At 61.6% G+C, this 18440-nt stretch carries 14 protein-coding genes; 7 read left to right on the top strand and 7 right to left on the bottom strand.

Annotation, left to right across the window (positions count from 1 at the left end; translation table 11 throughout):
• Positions 1–21: 21 nt before the first annotated feature.
• The 3 genes from araD to A7X77_RS19405 all read left to right on the top strand — a co-directional run bounded on the left by araD (position 22) and on the right by A7X77_RS19405 (position 2520).
• Complete coding sequence (gene araD / locus A7X77_RS19415) at positions 22–1761, top strand: L-arabinonate dehydratase (protein ID WP_064684459.1); 1740 nt, start codon at positions 22–24, stop codon at positions 1759–1761.
• Between the two features lie 109 nt (positions 1762–1870).
• Positions 1871–2113: a type II toxin-antitoxin system Phd/YefM family antitoxin gene (locus A7X77_RS19410; protein WP_064684458.1), complete on the top strand. Its 243-nt coding sequence runs from the start codon at positions 1871–1873 to the stop codon at positions 2111–2113.
• Positions 2110–2520 carry a type II toxin-antitoxin system VapC family toxin gene (locus A7X77_RS19405; protein WP_064684457.1) on the top strand — a complete coding sequence of 137 codons (411 nt, stop codon included), beginning with the start codon at positions 2110–2112 and terminating at the stop codon, positions 2518–2520. The genes A7X77_RS19410 and A7X77_RS19405 overlap by 4 nt, the downstream gene beginning before the upstream one ends.
• 201 nt (positions 2521–2721) lie before the next feature.
• Here A7X77_RS19405 and A7X77_RS19400 read toward each other — a convergent pair whose 3' ends face one another.
• From A7X77_RS19400 to A7X77_RS19390, 3 genes are read right to left on the bottom strand one after another with little or no spacing between them, the layout of a single operon-like run.
• Positions 2722–3546 carry a transglutaminase family protein gene (locus A7X77_RS19400; protein WP_064684456.1) on the bottom strand — a complete coding sequence of 275 codons (825 nt, stop codon included), beginning with the start codon at positions 3544–3546 and terminating at the stop codon, positions 2722–2724.
• Between the two features lie 12 nt (positions 3547–3558).
• On the bottom strand, positions 3559–4500 hold the full coding sequence (locus A7X77_RS19395; protein WP_064684455.1) for an alpha-E domain-containing protein: 942 nt from the start codon (positions 4498–4500) through the stop codon (positions 3559–3561).
• A complete protein-coding gene (locus tag A7X77_RS19390; RefSeq protein WP_064684454.1) occupies positions 4500–5909 on the bottom strand; it encodes a circularly permuted type 2 ATP-grasp protein in 1410 nt (469 codons plus the stop codon). The genes A7X77_RS19395 and A7X77_RS19390 overlap by 1 nt, the downstream gene beginning before the upstream one ends.
• A 573-nt stretch (positions 5910–6482) precedes the next feature.
• Here A7X77_RS19390 and A7X77_RS19385 point away from each other — a divergent pair.
• Positions 6483–7385 (top strand): DMT family transporter, encoded by a 903-nt coding sequence (locus tag A7X77_RS19385; protein WP_064684453.1) that lies wholly within the window; start codon positions 6483–6485, stop codon positions 7383–7385.
• Between the two features lie 54 nt (positions 7386–7439).
• On the opposite strand, the gene A7X77_RS19380 is transcribed toward A7X77_RS19385, so the two are convergent.
• The 3 genes from A7X77_RS19380 to A7X77_RS19370 all read right to left on the bottom strand — a co-directional run bounded on the left by A7X77_RS19380 (position 7440) and on the right by A7X77_RS19370 (position 11543).
• Positions 7440–9131, bottom strand: coding sequence for a DEAD/DEAH box helicase (locus A7X77_RS19380; protein ID WP_064684452.1), 1692 nt, complete (start codon positions 9129–9131; stop codon positions 7440–7442).
• 247 nt (positions 9132–9378) lie between these two features.
• Positions 9379–10494 (bottom strand): DNA alkylation repair protein, encoded by a 1116-nt coding sequence (locus A7X77_RS19375; protein ID WP_064684451.1) that lies wholly within the window; start codon positions 10492–10494, stop codon positions 9379–9381.
• A gap of 20 nt (positions 10495–10514) precedes the next feature.
• Positions 10515–11543, bottom strand: a complete 1029-nt coding sequence (locus A7X77_RS19370) for a LacI family DNA-binding transcriptional regulator (protein ID WP_064684450.1) — start codon at positions 11541–11543, stop codon at positions 10515–10517.
• A gap of 161 nt (positions 11544–11704) precedes the next feature.
• Between A7X77_RS19370 and A7X77_RS19365 the strand changes: the two genes are divergently transcribed.
• Both A7X77_RS19365 and A7X77_RS19360 read left to right on the top strand, forming a co-directional pair.
• Positions 11705–12652 (top strand): dihydrodipicolinate synthase family protein, encoded by a 948-nt coding sequence (locus A7X77_RS19365; protein WP_064684449.1) that lies wholly within the window; start codon positions 11705–11707, stop codon positions 12650–12652.
• 202 nt (positions 12653–12854) lie between these two features.
• Positions 12855–14240, top strand: coding sequence for an MFS transporter (locus tag A7X77_RS19360; protein WP_064684448.1), 1386 nt, complete (start codon positions 12855–12857; stop codon positions 14238–14240).
• Between the two features lie 117 nt (positions 14241–14357).
• On the opposite strand, the gene A7X77_RS19355 is transcribed toward A7X77_RS19360, so the two are convergent.
• Positions 14358–14666, bottom strand: coding sequence for a hypothetical protein (locus A7X77_RS19355; RefSeq protein ID WP_064684447.1), 309 nt, complete (start codon positions 14664–14666; stop codon positions 14358–14360).
• Between the two features lie 337 nt (positions 14667–15003).
• Between A7X77_RS19355 and A7X77_RS19350 the strand changes: the two genes are divergently transcribed.
• Positions 15004–18417: a response regulator gene (locus A7X77_RS19350; RefSeq protein WP_064684446.1), complete on the top strand. Its 3414-nt coding sequence runs from the start codon at positions 15004–15006 to the stop codon at positions 18415–18417.
• Positions 18418–18440: the final 23 nt, after the last annotated feature.

Here is an 18440-nt window from a genome sequence, read left to right as displayed (position 1 = left end):
TTCACCTGAAGGACAGAGAAAATGAAAAAGAAAGCGGAATGGCCGCGCCGGCTGAGGTCGCAGGAATGGTACGGCGGCACGAGCCGCGATGTGATTTATCACCGCGGCTGGCTTAAAAACCAGGGTTATCCGCACGACCTGTTCGATGGCCGGCCGGTGATCGGCATCCTCAACACCTGGTCGGATATGACCCCGTGCAACGGTCATCTCCGGGAACTCGCCGAGAAGGTGAAGGCGGGTGTCTGGGAAGCCGGCGGTTTCCCGCTCGAGGTGCCGGTATTCTCGGCCTCCGAAAACACCTTCCGCCCGACCGCGATGATGTACCGCAACCTCGCCGCGCTCGCGGTGGAAGAAGCGATCCGCGGCCAGCCGATGGATGGCTGCGTGCTCCTGGTCGGCTGCGACAAGACCACGCCGTCGCTGCTGATGGGTGCGGCCTCCTGCGACCTGCCGTCGATTGTCGTCACCGGCGGGCCGATGCTGAACGGCTATTTCCGCGGCGAGCGCGTCGGCTCCGGCACGCATCTGTGGAAGTTCTCCGAGATGGTGAAGGCCGGCGAGATGACGCAGGCCGAGTTCCTCGAAGCCGAAGCTTCGATGAGCCGCTCGTCAGGCACCTGCAACACCATGGGCACCGCCTCAACGATGGCGTCGATGGCCGAGGCGCTCGGCATGGCGCTATCTGGCAATGCCGCGATCCCCGGCGTCGATTCCCGCCGCAAGGTGATGGCGCAGCTGACCGGCCGGCGCATCGTGCAGATGGTCAAGGACGACCTGAAGCCGTCCGAGATCATGACGAAGCAGGCTTTCGAGAACGCAATCCGCACCAATGCGGCGATCGGCGGATCGACCAACGCCGTCATCCACCTGCTCGCCATCGCCGGCCGCGTCGGTATCGATCTGACGCTTGATGATTGGGACCGTTGCGGCCGCGACGTTCCGACGATCGTCAACCTGATGCCGTCGGGCAAGTACCTGATGGAAGAGTTCTTCTATGCCGGCGGTCTGCCTGTCGTGCTGAAGCGCCTCGGAGAGGCCGGGCTGCTGCACAAGGACGCGCTGACGGTCTCCGGCGAAACCGTCTGGGACGAGGTCAAGGACGTCGTCAACTGGAACGAAGACGTCATTCTGCCTGCCGAAAAGGCGCTGACTTCGTCGGGCGGCATCGTCGTGCTGCGCGGCAATCTCGCACCGAAGGGCGCGGTGCTGAAGCCTTCGGCTGCCTCGCCGCATCTCCTGGTGCACAAGGGCAGGGCAGTCGTGTTCGAGGATATCGACGACTACAAGGCCAAGATCAACGACGACAATCTCGACATCGACGAGACCTGCGTCATGGTCATGAAGAATTGCGGCCCGAAGGGCTACCCCGGCATGGCCGAAGTCGGCAACATGGGACTGCCGCCCAAGGTGCTGAAGAAGGGCATCCTCGACATGGTGCGCATCTCCGATGCCCGCATGTCCGGAACGGCCTACGGCACCGTCGTTCTGCACACTTCTCCGGAAGCGGCCGTCGGCGGTCCGCTCGCGGTCGTGAAGAACGGTGATATGATCGAGCTCGACGTGCCGAACCGTCGCTTGCATCTCGACATTTCCGATGAGGAGCTGGCGCGGCGGCTTGCCGAATGGCAGCCGAACCACGATCTGCCGACGTCGGGCTATGCCTTCCTGCATCAGCAGCATGTCGAAGGCGCCGATACCGGCGCCGACCTCGACTTCCTCAAGGGATGTCGCGGAAATGCTGTCGGCAAGGACAGCCACTGACAAGGCATCTATCCGAAGCTGGAAAAGGCGGGCACTTCATCCCGCCTTTTTCTTTGCGCTTACTACGAAAATGTCTATATTGCTGTACATATGTACAGGAGGTAGGGTCATGTCGAAGGTGGTCGGCGCCACTGAGTTCAAGGCGAAATGCCTGAACCTTATCGATCAGATGCAGAGCGATGACGAAACCATCGTGATCACCAAGCGCGGCAGGCCTGTTGCGGTGCTCTCACCGGCACGCGAGGCAAACCAGCGGAAAAGCATTCTTGGTGCGATGAAGGGCAGCGTCCTACGCTATGACGATCCGATGTCCCCGGCAGGCGAGCCGGAGGATTGGGAAGCCGTCCGTTGATCGTCATTGACACCCATATCCTGATCTGGGCGATGCATGATGATGCGCGTCTCGGTTCACAGGCCCGGCGCATCATCGACGAGATGACGGAGAAAAGCCGGATCCTGATTTCGGCGATTACACCTTGGGAAATCGCGATGCTTGTGCAGAAAGGACGCTTGGCTCTCGGCGACGATGTCGGGCGGTGGATCGATAGTGCGTTGGCGCTGCCGGGACTTGAACTGGCACCGATTGAGCCATCCATTGCAGTGGATAGCGTTCGGTTGCCCGGTACTTTTCATGCCGATCCCGCCGACCGCCTCATCGTCGCCACAGCCCGTTTCCATCGCGTGCCGTTAATGACGGCCGATCAGGCGATTCTCGGCTATGGCGGGCATGGCCACCTCCAGGTTTTTGCAGCAGATTGATTGCTGTCCGGCGGCTTGCCCGAGCATCCAATGCATGTCGCCCGGAAGTGTGCAGCGCTTCCGGGGCAACGACACGCATAAAATCAAAGGGCTAGCGCATCGTATGAATTAAATTTGATCCGACGCGCTTTAGAATGCGCCGGTAATCGGATCACCAGCCGGGTCTGCAGCGGGACGTGGATTATAGTTCGCCTGTGCTGCTTAGCTCTGGCTTTGGTTTTGCATTTGGCCGCCGTCCTCGACCTTCACCGTCACCGACAGGGTCTCGCCCGGAGTGCCAATGCGCATGCCTGAAATCGGCGCGGCGTCGCGATAGCAGAGGCCGGAGGCGACGCGGACATAGCGTTCATCCGGGCAGATTTCGTTGGCCGGATCGAAGCCGACCCAGCCGAGACCGGGAATATGGGCTTCGGCCCAGGCATGGGTCGCCGCCTGCTCGACCTTTTCTTCCATCATCAGATAGCCAGAGACATAACGCGCCGGCACCTGCAGGGCCCGGGCGGCGGATACGAAGATATGCGCATGATCCTGGCAGACGCCGCTCTTCTTCTCCAGCGCCTGTTCGGCCGTCGTCGCGGCGTTGCTGGTGCCGGGCTTATAGTCAACAGTCTCATGGATTGCCGCCATCAGCGCATGCATGCGGGCAAGCTCGTTGTCGCCGCCGACGCTCTTGACGAGTTCTTTGACCAGCTTGCCGCCCTTGGTCAGCGGCGTCTCGCGCAGGAAGAGCCAAAGCGGGCAGAAGCCGGTGTGCGGGCCGGTGACACCATTATTGTCCGCCGTCTCGATCTCGCCCTCGGCCAGGATGCGCGTCACGTGCTGCGCGCCTTCCAGCGAGACCAGATTGACGTGGTTGCCGTACTGGTCGTCATACTCCACCTCGGGTGTGGCGCCCTCGACGTTCAGCGACCATCCGAGCACCTTCTGAGCAGCGGTTGTCGGCGGCGTCAGTCTGAGGCGCTGCAGCGAGAACTGCGCCGGTTCGTCGTAGCGGTATTCGGTGAGGTGGCTGATCTTCAGTCTCATGGTCTGATCCGCTTAAACGTAGAACCGGTAGCCGTCGGAAATCTCCGCGCCGAGCTGGTTGTTGCGCGAGACGAAATCCTCCAGGAATTCGTGCAGGCCCTGATCCATGATGTCGCGGATCGCCCGCGTCTGCAGCGTGGTGCGGATCGCGGCGGCGGTGTCGTGGGCCGGCAGCCGCGCCTCGTAATCCTGGGCGAGATAGCCGAGATTGCTGACGATCTTTTCGTAGCAATAGGCAAGCGAACGCGGCATCTGGACGTTCAGCGTCAGGAAGTCGGCGATGTTCATCGCCCGGTATTCGCCGTCGTACGCCCAGCTATAGGCGCGGTGGGCGGAGACCGAGCGCAGGATCGATTCCCACTGCACATTGTCGAGCGAGGAGCCAACCGCCGAGACCGATGGCAGCAGCACGTAATATTTCACGTCGAGAATGCGGCTGGTATTGTCGGCCCGCTCGATGAAGGTGCCGATGCGGGCAAAGTTATAGAGCTCGTTGCGCAGCGTTGAACCGTGGAAGGCACCGCGGATCAGCCCGGCGCGGCGCTTGATGACGTCGATCACCTCGGGCATCTCGGCCGGCTTGACGCGCTTTTCGAGCAGCGACTTCAAGTCGATCCAGCATTCGTTGGTCGCTTCCCAGGTCTCGCGCGTCAGCGCGGTGCGCACCATGCGGGCGTTGTTGCGGCCGGACTCGATGCAGGACATGACGCTCGACGGATTGGCGCGATCGCGCAGGAGATAGTCGATCGCATCCGCATTCGTCAGCTTCGCGTGGCCCTCGTCATAGGCCTCGCGCACGCCGGCACTTTGCAGCACGCCATCCCAGTTGTCGTCGCCGGCGCTGCTGCGGGTCAGCGACATGCGCAGCCCGGCATCGACGAGGCGGGCGATATTTTCGGCGCGCTCGATGTAGCGGAACATCCAGTAGAGGCCGTTTGCAGTTCTTCCGAGCATCAGTCCTCCAATACCCAGGTGTCTTTGGTGCCGCCGCCCTGGCTGGAATTGACCACCAGAGAGCCCTGCTTCAGCGCCACGCGGGTGAGCCCGCCCGGAATGATCTGAACCTTGTCCGAGACGAGCACATAAGGGCGCAGATCGACATGGCGCGGCGCGATCCCCTTGTTGACGAGGATCGGCACGGTGGAGAGCGACAGCGTCGGTTGGGCGATGTAGTTGTTCGGCTTGGCTTTCAGTTTTTCGGCGAAGTCGGCACGCTCTTTCTTCGAGGCCGTCGGGCCGACCAGCATGCCGTAGCCACCGGAGCCGTGCACTTCCTTGACGACCAGCTCCTCCAGGTGCTCCAGCACGTATTTCAGGCTTGATGCTTCCGAGCAGCGCCAGGTCGGCACGTTTTCAAGCAGCGCTTTGCGACCCGTGTAGAATTCGACAATCTCCGGCATATAGGAATAGATCGCCTTGTCGTCGCAAATGCCGGTGCCGGGCGCGTTGGCAATGGTGATGTTGCCGGAACGGTAGACGTCCATAATGCCGGGAATGCCGAGCGCGGAATCGGCCCGGAAGGTCAGGGGATCGAGGAAGTCGTCGTCGACGCGGCGGTAGAGCACGTCGATCGCCTCGTAGCCGCGGGTCGTGCGCATTTTCACCTTGCCATCGATGACGCGCAGATCAGAGCCCTCGACCAGTTCGACGCCCATCATGTCGGCGAGGAAGGAATGCTCGTAATAGGCCGAATTATAGATGCCGGGGGTCAGCACCGCCACGCGCGGCTTGCCGGTGCAGCCGGGAGGGGCGAGCGAAGCAAGGCTCTGGCGCAGCAGATAGGGATAGTCTTCGACGCGCTGCACCTTGTTCTCATGGAAGAGTTCCGGGAACATCTGCATCATGGTTTCCCGGTTTTCGAGCATGTAGCTGACGCCGGAAGGCGTGCGGGCATTGTCCTCCAGCACGTAGAACTGATCCTCGCCGGTGCGCACGATGTCGGTACCGACGATATGGGTGTAGACGCCGCCGGGCGGACGGAAGCCGATCATCTCGGACAGAAAGGCGACATTGTGCTCGATCAGCTCGCGCGGAACGCGGCCGGCACGGATGATTTCCTGCTTATGGTAGATATCGTCGAGGAAGGAGTTGAGGGCGATCACCCGCTGTTCAATACCTTGGGCAAGCTTGCGCCATTCGCGGGCGGAGATGATGCGGGGAATGATGTCGAAGGGGATGAGCTTTTCGGAGCTGTCGGCGTGGCCGTAGACCGCGAAGGTGATGCCGGTCTTTCGGAAGATGTTTTCCGCATCGCGGGATTTGGCAATCAGATGCGACCGGTCTTGGCTGTTGTACCACTCGAAATATTTTTCATAAGGCGGGCGAGGACTTTCGTCCCCGGTAATCATTTCGTCAAATGCCAAAGGTGCGGCTCCCCTTTTTTGCTCATTTGAATACAACGCAAATTGCAATGCAAGAACCATGCGCAGTTCGGGGAAAAGATTTTGCATTGCGGGAAAGAGGCGGATTTTACGGGCATTTGCGGTGATATGGCGCGGGGTGCGGATGGTTGTTTGGTAAAGACTGCTCAAAATGTGAGCAGATGATGGTTTTTCGCTCGGGCGGTACGTGGGAGCGCGGCCTTTCCACACACTCCACATTGTGCCTGTCACAGGAATCCAGCCACGGCGCGTCCGCGCATGAAATGACTTCTAAAGTGAAGAGTGTCTATCGCGCCCAAGGACTTGGGCGCACTGGATTCCTGTGACGGGCACATGAATGAGGTAGAGGGTAGGGAAGCGCTGGCGAATCCTCACTGCGGTAGCATACTGACGAGCTTCCGACAGGGCTCGTTCGTCACATTGAACCTCATCTTCCGGCTTGGCGATTGTCCCAACCATCAGCCAAATTTCAAATAAGCATCAACGCTTCGCCTTTGACTGCGACCGTCGGCAGAAGCTATCAGCACGACGAACTCTTTTCCGCTGAGCAGCTCCATGTCCCTCGCCCGCTTCGCCCCCGCCGTTTTCGTCCTGCTCTGGTCCACGGGCTGGGTGGTGGCGAAATATGCGGCGCTGCATTCCGAGCCCTTTACCTTCCTTTCGATACGTTACGCGCTGTCGGCCTTGGCGTTCCTCGCCTTTTGCCTGGCGACCGGGGCGCAATGGCCGAAAAGTCGGGTGACGGCGCTGCGGGCCGTTTATTCCGGTTTCTTCCTGCACGGCTTTTATCTCGCCGGCCTCTGGTGGGCGATTGCCAATGGCGTGCCGGCCGGCATATCGGGTATCATCGCGGCGCTGCAGCCGTTATTAACGGCGATGGCGGCTCCGTTTCTCGTCGGCGAGCGGTTGCAGCAGACGCAGAAACTCGGCCTTGTCTTCGGCTTCATCGGCATTGCCATTGCCATTTCGCCGAAACTCCTCGATCCGGCGACCGCCGATCTCACGCATGCGGCGCTGCCGCTGGCGATCAACCTTATCGCCATGGGGGCCGTCACCTACGGCACGCTCTACCAGAAGAAGCACCTGCAATCCGGCGATCTCAGGTCGATCGCGACGCTGCAATATGTCGGGGCATTGATTTTCACGTTGCCGCTTTCGCTGCTCTTTGAGCATCAGCAATTCGACGGCACCGCGCAGGCCTTTGCCGCGCTGATCTGGTCGGTCTTCGGACTGTCGATGGGTGGTGTCGGGCTGCTGCTTTATCTGATCCGCCGGGGGCAGGTATCCCGCGCCGCCTCGCTGATCTATCTGATGCCGCCTGCCGTCGCTTTCGAAGCCTTCATCGTCTTCGGGGAACCGCTGACCGTGCCGTTGATTCTGGGTACGGTGATCGTGGTCGTCGGCGTCTATCTGACCAACCGCAAGGCGGTCGAACGCCGCAAACCTGTGGAAGCATAAATAGCAAAAGGCCGGAGAAAACCCCGGCCTTTCCACTTTTCAATCGATCGATGATCAGGCGCGTTCGCGGCGCTGGCCACCATTGCGGGAGCCGGAGCCGCCGCGGCGATTGCCGCCATTGCCCTCGCGCCGTGGTTCGCCGCCCTGGGCCTGATGCTGGCCGCGGTCGTCGCCGTGCTTTCGGGCAGGGCGACCGTGGGCGTGACGGTTATTGCCGCGGTGATGTCCACTCGGCTCGCCATTGGCGTGAGCGCCGTGATGTGCGGGACGCTGCGGCTTTGCCGAGGGGCGGAAGTCGGAGGTCGAGACCAGATCATTGTCGGGGCCGAGGTCCGGGGCCGCTTCGCCGCGGCGCTGGCCGCGGAAGTCCTCGTTGCGGCCTGTGCGTTCGGGACGCGGGCGGCGTTCCTGGCGGCTGCCGCGATGTTCCGAGCGGTTCGCATCGCCACGGCCTTCGCCGCGACCCTGGCCTTCGCGACCTTGACCTTCGCGACCATGGCCGCCACCGCGGTTGCGGTTGTTGCCATTGCCGTTGCCGCGGCGGGGGCCGCTATTGCCGATATTGGCCGGCGGTTCGCCGCTTGCGACTGCGATGTCGATGCCCATCAGGCGCTCGATATCACGCAGCAGCTTGGCTTCGTCGGGAGCACAGAAGGCAATCGCGATGCCGTCGCGGCCGGCGCGCGCCGTGCGGCCAATGCGATGGACATAGGCGTCGGGCACTTCCGGCAGGTCGTAGTTGTAGACGTGGCTGACGGCAGGAATGTCGATGCCGCGGGCGGCAACGTCGGTGGCGATCAGCGTCTTGATGCTGCCGTCACGAAAGGCCTTCAGCGCCCGCTCGCGCTGCCCCTGGCTCTTGTTGCCGTGGATCGAGGCGACGGAGTAGCCGATATTGTCGAGATGCTTCATCAGCTTCTCGGCACCGTGCTTGGTGCGCAGGAAGACGATGGCGCGGCCGTCGGGATTTTCGGTCAGCGACTTGCGCAGCAGCTCGGTCTTGTCGTTCTTGCCGGCGACGAAATGGACATACTGCTCGACCTTGTCGGCAGCCTTGCCCGGAGGCGTCACTTCGACCTTGACTGGATCGACAAGATATTCGCCGGCGAGATCGGCGATCGCCTTCGGCATGGTGGCCGAAAACAGCATGGTCTGGCGCTTCTTCGGCACCAGCTTGGCGATCTTGCGCAGATCGTGCACGAAGCCGAGATCGAGCATCTGGTCGGCTTCATCGAGAACGAGATAGCGCACCGTGGTCAGGGTGATGGCGCGGCGATTGACGAGATCGAGCAGGCGGCCGGGGGTGGCGACCAGGACATCGGTGCCTTTTTCCAGCTGGAGCTGCTGCTTGTTGATGGAGACGCCGCCGACGACGACATTGATGCGCAGCGGCGATTTGCGGATGAATTTCTTCAGATTGTCGGCGATCTGGTTCACCAGTTCGCGGGTCGGCGCCAGGATCAGCGTCCGCGTCGTGCGGTTGTCGGGTCGACGCTCGTCGGCAAGCAGCTTTTCGATAAGCGGCAGGCCGAAGGCGGCAGTCTTGCCGGTGCCAGTCTGGGCAAGACCAATCAGGTCTCGGCCCTGCAGGAGGAGGGGGATGGCCTGTTCCTGGATCGGCGTCGGCGTTTCGATGCCGAGCTGAAACAAGGTGGCGACGATCGGCTTGGAGACACCAAGCGATTCAAAATTAGTCAAGGCATAACCTTTCGGGGCGCCACAATGACTATCGCCGGAACGCACCATGCGATCCGGTTTCATTCTGGCGTCAAGAACCCCGCGTGAAGTGGGAACTTGTGAGTTGGAAAAAGCTTTCCAGCGCTTCTGGCCGCTAATGGGAGAGTGCGGCCTCTATCGAAATGCGCTTTTGTCCCTTCTTCCTGCGTTTCGTATTTTTTAGCAGGGGCACGCTCACGCGGCGGCCGGAAGGGTGAAAGCTGAGCCGCATTTGGGCTAATTCGCGTGGAAAGTCAAGTGCGGTGCACAAAAAGCCTTAGCTCGGATCGGGCGACGGCATTTTCAGGATGAAGTTTTCCGACGCGCTTTCCGCGCCATTGACGAGGATGGCGATGCGGTGTTGCCCGGGATAATAGCGTCGCGTGGTGATCGGCCGCATGGCGTGGCGGCGCTCGATCGCCTGGCTCTGCCCGGGCGCAAGCATGATCGACTTGCACTTGAAGACCTTCGGGGACAGCGAGCCGTCAGCCTTCACATGGTGGATAGCGTAGTCGATCATGACCGATTGCGCGGCCTTGCCGGCATTGGTCACCCGGATTGCGAAATCCAGCCCTTCACCGAACATCACCTCGCCGTTGACCAGGCGGAGTTCGCATTCGAGCGACGCGGATGCGCCGAAGCCGAAATTGGCGAGCGCCTGAGCATGGCCCTTCTTCAAGAGCGTGCGCGAGGCATGTTTCAGCAGGCGGCGGCGTTCGCTGGAGGCGCCCTGGATATGGCCGGCGATGAAGGCGGCGACCGTATCCGGATGATCCTTTGCGATATCGTTCAGGCTGTTGGCGACGGAGCGGCGGACATAATCTTCCGGATCGTCCATCAGCGCGGTCAGGATCGGCAGGATCGGCGCGGGATCCTTGACGAGCTGCGGCAGGCGCATGGCCCAGGGCAGACGCGGCCGCGTTCCCTCGCTCGCCAGCCGGCGCACATGCTGGTCGGGATCATCGAGCCAGCCGGAGATGATGGCAAGCGCGCGCTGCTGGTCGCGATGGATGAAGGGACGGATACCGAATTCGGCGGTGAAATGCGGCGTCAGCGCCTTGAGGAGATCGAGGCCAAGCTCGAAATGATCGGGGCCGCGCGCGGCGATGAACTGGTTGACCGGCAGCAGCATCCAGCCGGACAGTCCTGGCCTGGCTAATGTAGGCAAGCTCGCCTTCAGGATGGCGGCTGCTTCAATAAAATCGTCGGGAAGGGTGGCAAACAGCGCGTCGCGGATCAGCGCCGAACGTTCCATCAGTTCCAGCGAATCGAGTCGATCGGTCGCCAACCGCATGAAACGCTGCTCGTCGAAGGCCGGCGCATTGGCGGCGATGCGGTCGGCCATATCGCCGACCAGCGCCGCATGCAGCAGGTTCTTGAGTGGTTCCGGCATGCTGATCCTCTCGCGATCTTTCAGCGCAGCGGCGCTGTTGATTTCCTGGGAATGAGTGTCGGAGCCGAAATCCGGATGCGGTCGTCGACGGAACCGCCATCACCCGCAAGGAGATCAAGGGCATTTGCAGCGATCTGCTCGAACGGGACGCGCAACGTCGTGAGCGGCGTAGGAAGGTGGCTGACGATCGGAATGTCATTGTAACCGACGATCGATATATCCTGCGGTACGGAAAGGCCAAATTTGGTCAACCCCGACAAGGCGCCGATGGCGGTATTGTCGTTGACGGCAAAAATAGCGGTGGGGCGAGGGCTAAGGTTCATCAGCGTCTCGACGGCGACGGCGCCGGACTCAATGCCGAATGTCGAGGGGATGATGCAGGAGGGATCCACAGTCATTCTCGCTTCGTTCAGTGCTTGGCTGAAACCCTCCACGCGGCCTCGCGAACTGGAGGCATAGGACGGGCCGGCAATGACGCCGATCCTGCGATGGCCGAGGTCGAGCAGGTGGCGGGCGGCGAGGTAGCCGCCCAGCCTGTCATCGCCAACGGAGGAAAGGCTGTGGCCGTCGGTTCGCAGCGCCAGCACATAGGGAACACCGCGTCTCGCCAGCTCGTCCGGAAAGTCGTCATCTTCCCGCGCCGTGGAAAGGATCAGTCCATCGACGCCGCGTCTCAGCAGGGACTCGGCGGCAAGGCGGTCGGCCTTCGGCTTGTCGTCGGTGGTGGCGACAATAGCGAAGCGGCCCGTACGACTGCAGGCTTTGGCGAGCGCTTCGTAAAGCATAGCCATGACCGTATCCGTCAGCCTCGGCACGATCACGCCGACTGTCATGGTGTTGCCACGCCTGAGGCTCGCTGCCGAAACATCCCTGACGTAGCCAAGCTCTTCCGCCACCTTGCGAACGCGGCGGGCGGTCTCGCTGTCGGAGCGGGGAAGCCGCTCGTCCAGGACGCGGGATACGGTGGATTTGGAAACGCCGGCTGCGGCAGCCACGTCAAGAATGGTGACGCGGCTTTGACCGGGGATTTCGTCCAACTTTGAATTCATTGAAGCTTTTCCTTCGAGTCGCGGCAGTGGGGCGCCGTTCGCGAACATGCACCAAAAAAAGAATTGACTCCAGAGAATTCGAGAACGATAGTGGGAACGTTCCCACTAACGATCCCGTCGCTGATCGTGAATGAGCAGCGATCGCAAAGGAGGAGATCAAGATGCAACCGATGGATCTGCGCGGGCTGAGCCCGGCGCCCGTTACCGCCTTCACTCGCGACGGCGAAGTCGACCACAAGGCCAACGCAAAGATCGCCAAATGGCTGGTTTCGATGGAAGGCGTCAAAAGCCTCGTCATTCTCGGCCATGCCGGTGAGGGCACTTTCCTCACCGAGGAGGAGCGCCTCGCTCTTATCCGCACCTATGTCGAGGCGGTCGACGGCGCCGTGCCGATCATTGCCGGGATCACCGGCGAAGGTACCAAGGTTGCTGCCGAAGAGGCGAAAAAGTGCAAGGCCGCCGGCGCCACCGGCGCGCTTGTCTATCCGAACCATGGCTGGCTGCGCTTCGGCTTTCAGAAGGGCGCTCCCCAGGATCGCTACAAGGCGATCTGGCAGGAATCCGGCCTGAAGTGCATCCTGTTCCAATATCCTGACGCCACCAAGGCATCCTATGATCTCGACACGCAGTTGGCGATCGCCACGCAGGAAGGTGTCGTCGCCACCAAGAACGGCGTGCGCAACATGAAGCGCTGGTACGTCGAGATTCCGGAACTGAAGAAGGCCAACCCCAATCTTCAGGTTCTGAGCTGCCACGACGAATGGCTGCTGCCGACCATGTTCGACGTCGACGGCTTGCTGGTCGGCTATGGCAATATCGCGCCGGAACTGCTGATCGACTTGATCAAGGCAGGCAAGGCGCAGAACTATCCAGAAGCCCGGAAGATTTTCGAACGCCTTCTGCCGGTGACTCGGGCCGTCTATCATCGCGGCTCCCATATGGAGGGCACCGTGGCGCTCAAACTCGGTCTCGTCCATCGCGGCATGCTTGATCATGCGACCATCCGCGAGCCGCTGAAGAACCTTGGCGAAAAGGCCGAGGCGGAAATTTTTGCCGCCTTCGACGCCGCCGGTATCGGCCGCGTCGACCAGCTCCTGGCTGCCGAGTGATGCATCCGACGCTCCTGCGCATGCCGCGGGGGCGTCATTCCGATGGGAGGGAGGAAGCTGTGGAAAGCAGCCTTTGCCGAAGATCGCATTTCCTTTTGAAGCCCATTGCACTGACAGGACAAGCTGACACGTAGCAATAAACATCGAACAGGAGCGCCCCTGGCCGGGAGAGTGGTAGCCGCGGGGCGAGAAGGAGGAACCAATGAATGTCATGCAGCCTATGCCGGCCGAGGCGGCGAATGCCGCTGATCAACAGGCCGAAATCAGCGCTCGCCTGGAGCGTCTTCCCATCACCCGCGAGGTCTTCTGGGCTCGCAATATCATTGGCGCAGCCACTTTTTTCGACGGCTATACGGTGATCGCCATCGCTTATGCCATGCCGGTGATGGTGCGCGAGTGGGGGCTCAGCCCTGCACAGACCGGCATGATCCTGTCGATGGGCTATCTTGGCCAATTGATCGGCGCCGTCCTGTTCGGCTGGCTCGCCGAGAAGATCGGTCGGCTGAAAGTTCTTCTGTTCACGATCCTGCTCTTCGTCAGCATGGATGTCGCCTGCCTGTTTGCCGCCGGCGCCGGCATGATGATGGCCTTCCGGTTCGTCCAGGGGATCGGCACGGGCGGTGAGGTGCCTGTCGCAAGCGCCTATATCAATGAGCTGATCGGATCGAAGGGGCGCGGCAAATTCTTCCTTCTCTACGAGGTCATGTTCCTGCTCGGCCTGGTCGGCGCCGGGCTGATCGGCTACTTCATGGTGCCGGTCTACGGCTGGAAGGCGATGTTCGTCGTCGGCCTCGTTCCCGCAATCCTGATGATCCCGTTGCGCTGGTTCCTGAAGGAGTCACCGCGCTGGCTGGCCGCAAACGGTCGCTACGAGGAAGCCGACGCGATCGTCACCCGCATGGAAGAGAGTGCTCGCGCAGCCGGCAAGGAGCTGCCTGAGCCGAAGCGCGTCCAGGCGCCGGTCCGCCGTACATCCGACTGGCGGGAGCTCTTCCAGGGCATTTACCTGAAGCGAACGCTCACCATCTGGGCCATGTGGTTCACCGCCTATACGGTCGCCAACGGTACGATTACATGGCTGCCGACGCTCTATCGGCAGGTCTTCAACCTTCCGCTGCAAACGAGCATCTTTTATGGGTTCCTGACCTCGCTCGGAGGCGTGATCGCCGCCGTCATCTGCGCGCTGCTCATCGATAAGGTGGGGCGCAAGCGCTGGTACACCGGCGCGCTGCTTCTGGCTCCGCTGCCGCTGCTGGCGCTCGCGTGGCTCGGCGCAACCTCCGCCATTCAGGTTCTGGTGCTTGGCGGTCTTGCCTATGCCATCGTCCAGACCGTCACCTTTTCGCTCTATCTCTACTCGGCGGAAATCTATCCGACACGCCTCAGGGCGCTCGGAACGGGAAGCGGCAGCGCCTGGCTCCGCCTGGGTTCATCGACCGGGCCGATCATCGTCGGCACGCTGATGTCTTCCCTGGGCATTCAATACGTGTTCGCGAGTTTCGCAGCCATCCTGATCGTCGGCGCGATCGTGACTATGTTCTTTGCCGTGGAAACCAAGGGCCGCGTTCTGGAGGAACTTTCTCCGTAACGGATGCAGTTCCGGTGCTAGCAATTGATCTGGCGGGCGAAAGCCCGCCAGATCAGCTCGTTGTAACCGGCAAACCGCCGCCGCCGGGAGGTCAAGCGGCACCGGATGCGGCTTGCTCTATTCCGGGCAGACCTTGACGCGATAAGGCTCGCCCCAGCGATCATGCCGCCATTCGATGTGGCAATAGGATGGCCGGTAATAGCTTCGGTAGACGGGGTAAGGGCGATAGACGGGATAGGCCGGATAAACCGGGTAGGCGGGGCGGGCGGCCTCGGACAGCAGCGCGCCGCCGACGACGCCGGCGGCGAGGCCGCCCCAGAAGGCATCGCGTGGACGGGCATCGGCGGTGGTGGCGGTGGCGAGCGAGGCGCTTGCAAGGGTCAGCGCGATCAGGCCCGTCGCCATGGTCTTATGAAAAACGGACATGTTAACTTCCTTATCTAGACTGGCTTCGATAAAGCCGTGTTCAGACTCCGCCCCGATCGCGGCGGCGCGATGGCTGCGCAAGCGCTTGCCGCATTAAATTTTCGTCATGATTTCAACGGCCCGTGACATGGTAGCCCGTTGTTCAAGGCGGCAGATTGCCGACTGCGACCCGGTCCTTTCAGTCTCGTGCCACCCGGGCGGTCAATCCGGGGATGTTTGGCTCGGTGAAGCGGCCTTAAAAATCCGCTGCTGAAATATATGGTTAAAACCTTGTTAAAAGCCTTGGCGTTATAGTCTTTGTCGTTGATATTTCATTTATTGCGGGAGCGACGATTTCTTGAAATCAGCCGGGGACATATTGGAGTTGGCTTGCCGCCGGATCGCTGATCTGGATACCCCCGCCTATGTCAAGAACAGCGAGCTGCGCTATGTCGCCGTCAACGAGGCCTATGCCCGTTTCCTCGGCTGCGAGATTTCCGATTTCATCGGCAGGCGCAGCCGCGAACTCTTCGACCGTCCAGAAGAGGAGGAGCGTGAGGACAAGGAACGTCGCGCGCTGGTATTCGGCACCGAGGAAAATGCCACCTGCTTCGACGCGGCGAGCCTCAACCGTGAGCGCATCCAGATCGAAAGTTTCTCGCCGTCTCCGGAGCGGATCTATGTGCTCGGGATCTTCGAAGCCCGCGAGCGCCGGGTTGCCGACAACAAGGGGATCGGCGGCAGCCCTCAGACTGTAAACGATTCCGGGATCGCAAGCGATCCTGGCTCAGCCGCCGATCTTGCCCAGGTGCGTGAGGCACTGGAAAAGCTCGATCACCCGATCGGCATCTTCGCCGCGGACGGCCGCCCGCTGGTTGTCAACGCCGCCTACCGCAAGGGCGCACGTCCTGCGCCCGCCGGCGATTCGGCCTGGGGTGACAGCGTCAGCGAACTCGACGCGCTGCGCACCGTGCTGGAAGATCTGCCGGTTGCGGTCTTCGTGCGCGACGACAAGCATCGCCTGATCTATGCCAACAAATATTACGAGACCTTCAGCGGCGGCACCCGCTCCGAATATCTGGGAATGACCGAACACGAGATGTTCGGGCCGGAAGGTGCTGAGCCGATCTACCAGGAAAACCTGCTGGCGCTCAGGGATGGCATTTCGGTGGAGCTCGAGAGCGAGATGCCGAGCAAGGGCGGCCACGTCTATCCCGTCATCTCCCGCGTCAACCGCGTCATCACGGCGGATGGGCGAACCTATGTCGTCGGCTCCTTTTCCGACATCTCGCCGCTCAAGGAGCGCGAGAAGGCGCTGATCGCCTCGCGCAAGCAGGAAGAAGTGCTGCATCGGGATATCGAGAGCATCCTGCGGTCGCTGCCGATCGGCGTGCTGATCCTCGATAACGATCACCGGATTCTCTACGTCAACGACGAATTCTACAGTATCTGGGAGCTGCCGCGCGAGGATCGTTTCGACGGGCGCCCCTTCATCGATGTCATTCGCCGGAACTACGAACTCGGGCGCTACGACGGGACGCGAACGCCGGAAGAGCTCTATGCCTTTCGCAAGCATTTGTTCGAAGCCGAGGAGCCGGAGCCGATCGAGGTCGGCTGGGCGGGCGGCAAATCCGTCATCTTCGACAGCCGGCGCATTTCCAACGACCGCATCCTGCTGACCTATGCCGATATTTCGGCGGTGCGCGAGCGGGAGAAGGAAATTCACGAGACCCGCGCCGCGCTCGAGCGGGTCGGCGAAATGATGCGCGATGCGACGCACGCCATGTCGCAGGGGCTTGCCATCGTCCAGGACGGCATTATCAAGATGTCCAACGAGGCGATGGCCGATATCTTGCAGATCCCGCCGCATTATATCGCGGCCGGCCAAGGCTGGCTCGGCATGTTCGAATTCTGCGCGGCGCGCGGCGATTTTCATGATGCGGCGGCCGAAATCCTGGAGGGCTGGCGCGCCAATATCGCGGCAAGGCAACCGATCTCAACCGTCTTCCATGTCGGCGGCGAGCGCTGGGTGAATATGGATGCGACGGTCAGCACGGGGCAGCATTGGGTGGCGCTGTTTACCGATGTCACCGAGCTCAAGAGCCGTGAGGAGGAATTGCGTGAGCTGTTGTCGCGCGCCGAAGCCGCCGACCGCGCCAAATCCGAATTCCTCGCCAATATGAGCCATGAGATCCGCACGCCGATGAACGGCGTGCTCGGCATGGCGGAGCTGCTGGCCAAGACCAATCTCGATACGCGCCAGAAAACCTTCATCGACATCATCGTCAAGTCGGGCAATGCGCTGTTGACGATCATCAACGACATTCTCGATTTCTCGAAGATCGATGCCGGACAGATGACGCTGCGCAAGGCGGCCTTCGATATCACTGAAGCGGTGGAGGATGTGGCGACGCTTCTCTCCTCGCATGCCGCAGAGAAGAACATCGAGCTGCTGGTGCGGGCCGCACCCGATCTGCCCGCCGCCGTGATCGGCGATGCCGGCCGCTTCCGCCAGATTGTCACCAATCTCGTCGGCAATGCCGTCAAGTTCACCGAGCGTGGCCATGTCTTCGTCGATGTCGGCTTCGAGACCGTCGCCGGCGGCGAGATCATGGCAAATATCCGGATCGAGGATACGGGTATCGGCATTCCTCAGGAAAAGCTGGAATCGGTGTTCGACAAGTTCTCGCAGGTCGACGCTTCCTCGACCCGGCGGCATGAGGGAACAGGCCTCGGACTTGCGATCACGGCCGGGCTCGTCGACCTCTTTGGCGGATATATCAAAGTCGAGAGCCAATGGGGCAAGGGCTCGGTCTTCACCGTCAAACTGCCCTTTGCGGTGGCGGCCGCTCACCTCGAGCCGAAGCCGCTGCCGATCAACGTGCAGGGCGCGCGCATCCTCGTCATCGACGACAATGAGGTCAACCGGCGCATCCTCACCGAGCAGCTTTCGCTCTGGGGCTTCGACGGCGTCGCTGCGGAAGGCGGCGGCACCGGCCTTGCGATCCTGGAGGCGGCGGCCGATCTCGGTGTTACCGTCGATGCCGTCATACTCGACTATCACATGCCCGACATGAACGGCGCCAATGTCGCCCGCCGGCTGCGCGCCGATCCCCGCTTTGTCGAGCTGCCGATCATTTTCCTGACGTCGATGGATATCTCGGGCACGGAAAAGGAGTTCGCGGCGCTGAACGGCCAGGCGCATCTAATGAAGCCGGCGCGCGCCAACGTGCTGCGTAACACCGTCGTCGAGGTGGTTCGCGCCCGGCGCGTGAAGCAGGCTTCGCAGGCCGAAATCACCCGGTTGCAGGCCGAAACGGCCGTGCCGGCACCGGTGCCTGCGCCTGCGCTGCAGAAGCGGGCAGCTGAATTCGTCGACGTGCTCGTCGCCGAAGACAACGAGGTCAACCAGATCGTCTTCACCCAGATCCTGCAGGGAACCGGGCTTTCCTTCCTTGTTGTCAATAACGGGCAGGAGGCAGTCGCGGCCTGGGAGAGCCACACGCCGCGCATCATCATGATGGATGTCTCGATGCCCGTCATGAACGGCCATGAGGCGACCCGGACGATCCGCGAAAGGGAAAAGGGACAGGGTCAGCGGGTGCCGATCATCGGCGTCACCGCTCATGCACTCGAAAGCGACCGGGAGGCTTGCCTCGACGCCGGCATGGACGATTACATGTCGAAGCCGATCAGCCCCGAGCTGCTGGAAGAAAAGATCCGGCAATGGATTGACAAGGACGACCAGCAGCCGGGGCGTACGAGCTACTGATCCGAACCGACGAATGCCGGCAA

The sequence above is a fragment of the Rhizobium bangladeshense genome (assembly GCF_001662075.1).
Taxonomy (GTDB): domain Bacteria; phylum Pseudomonadota; class Alphaproteobacteria; order Rhizobiales; family Rhizobiaceae; genus Rhizobium; species Rhizobium bangladeshense_B.
Note: the sequence above shows the minus strand (reverse complement) of the source record. Positions and strands in the feature narration are given on the sequence as shown.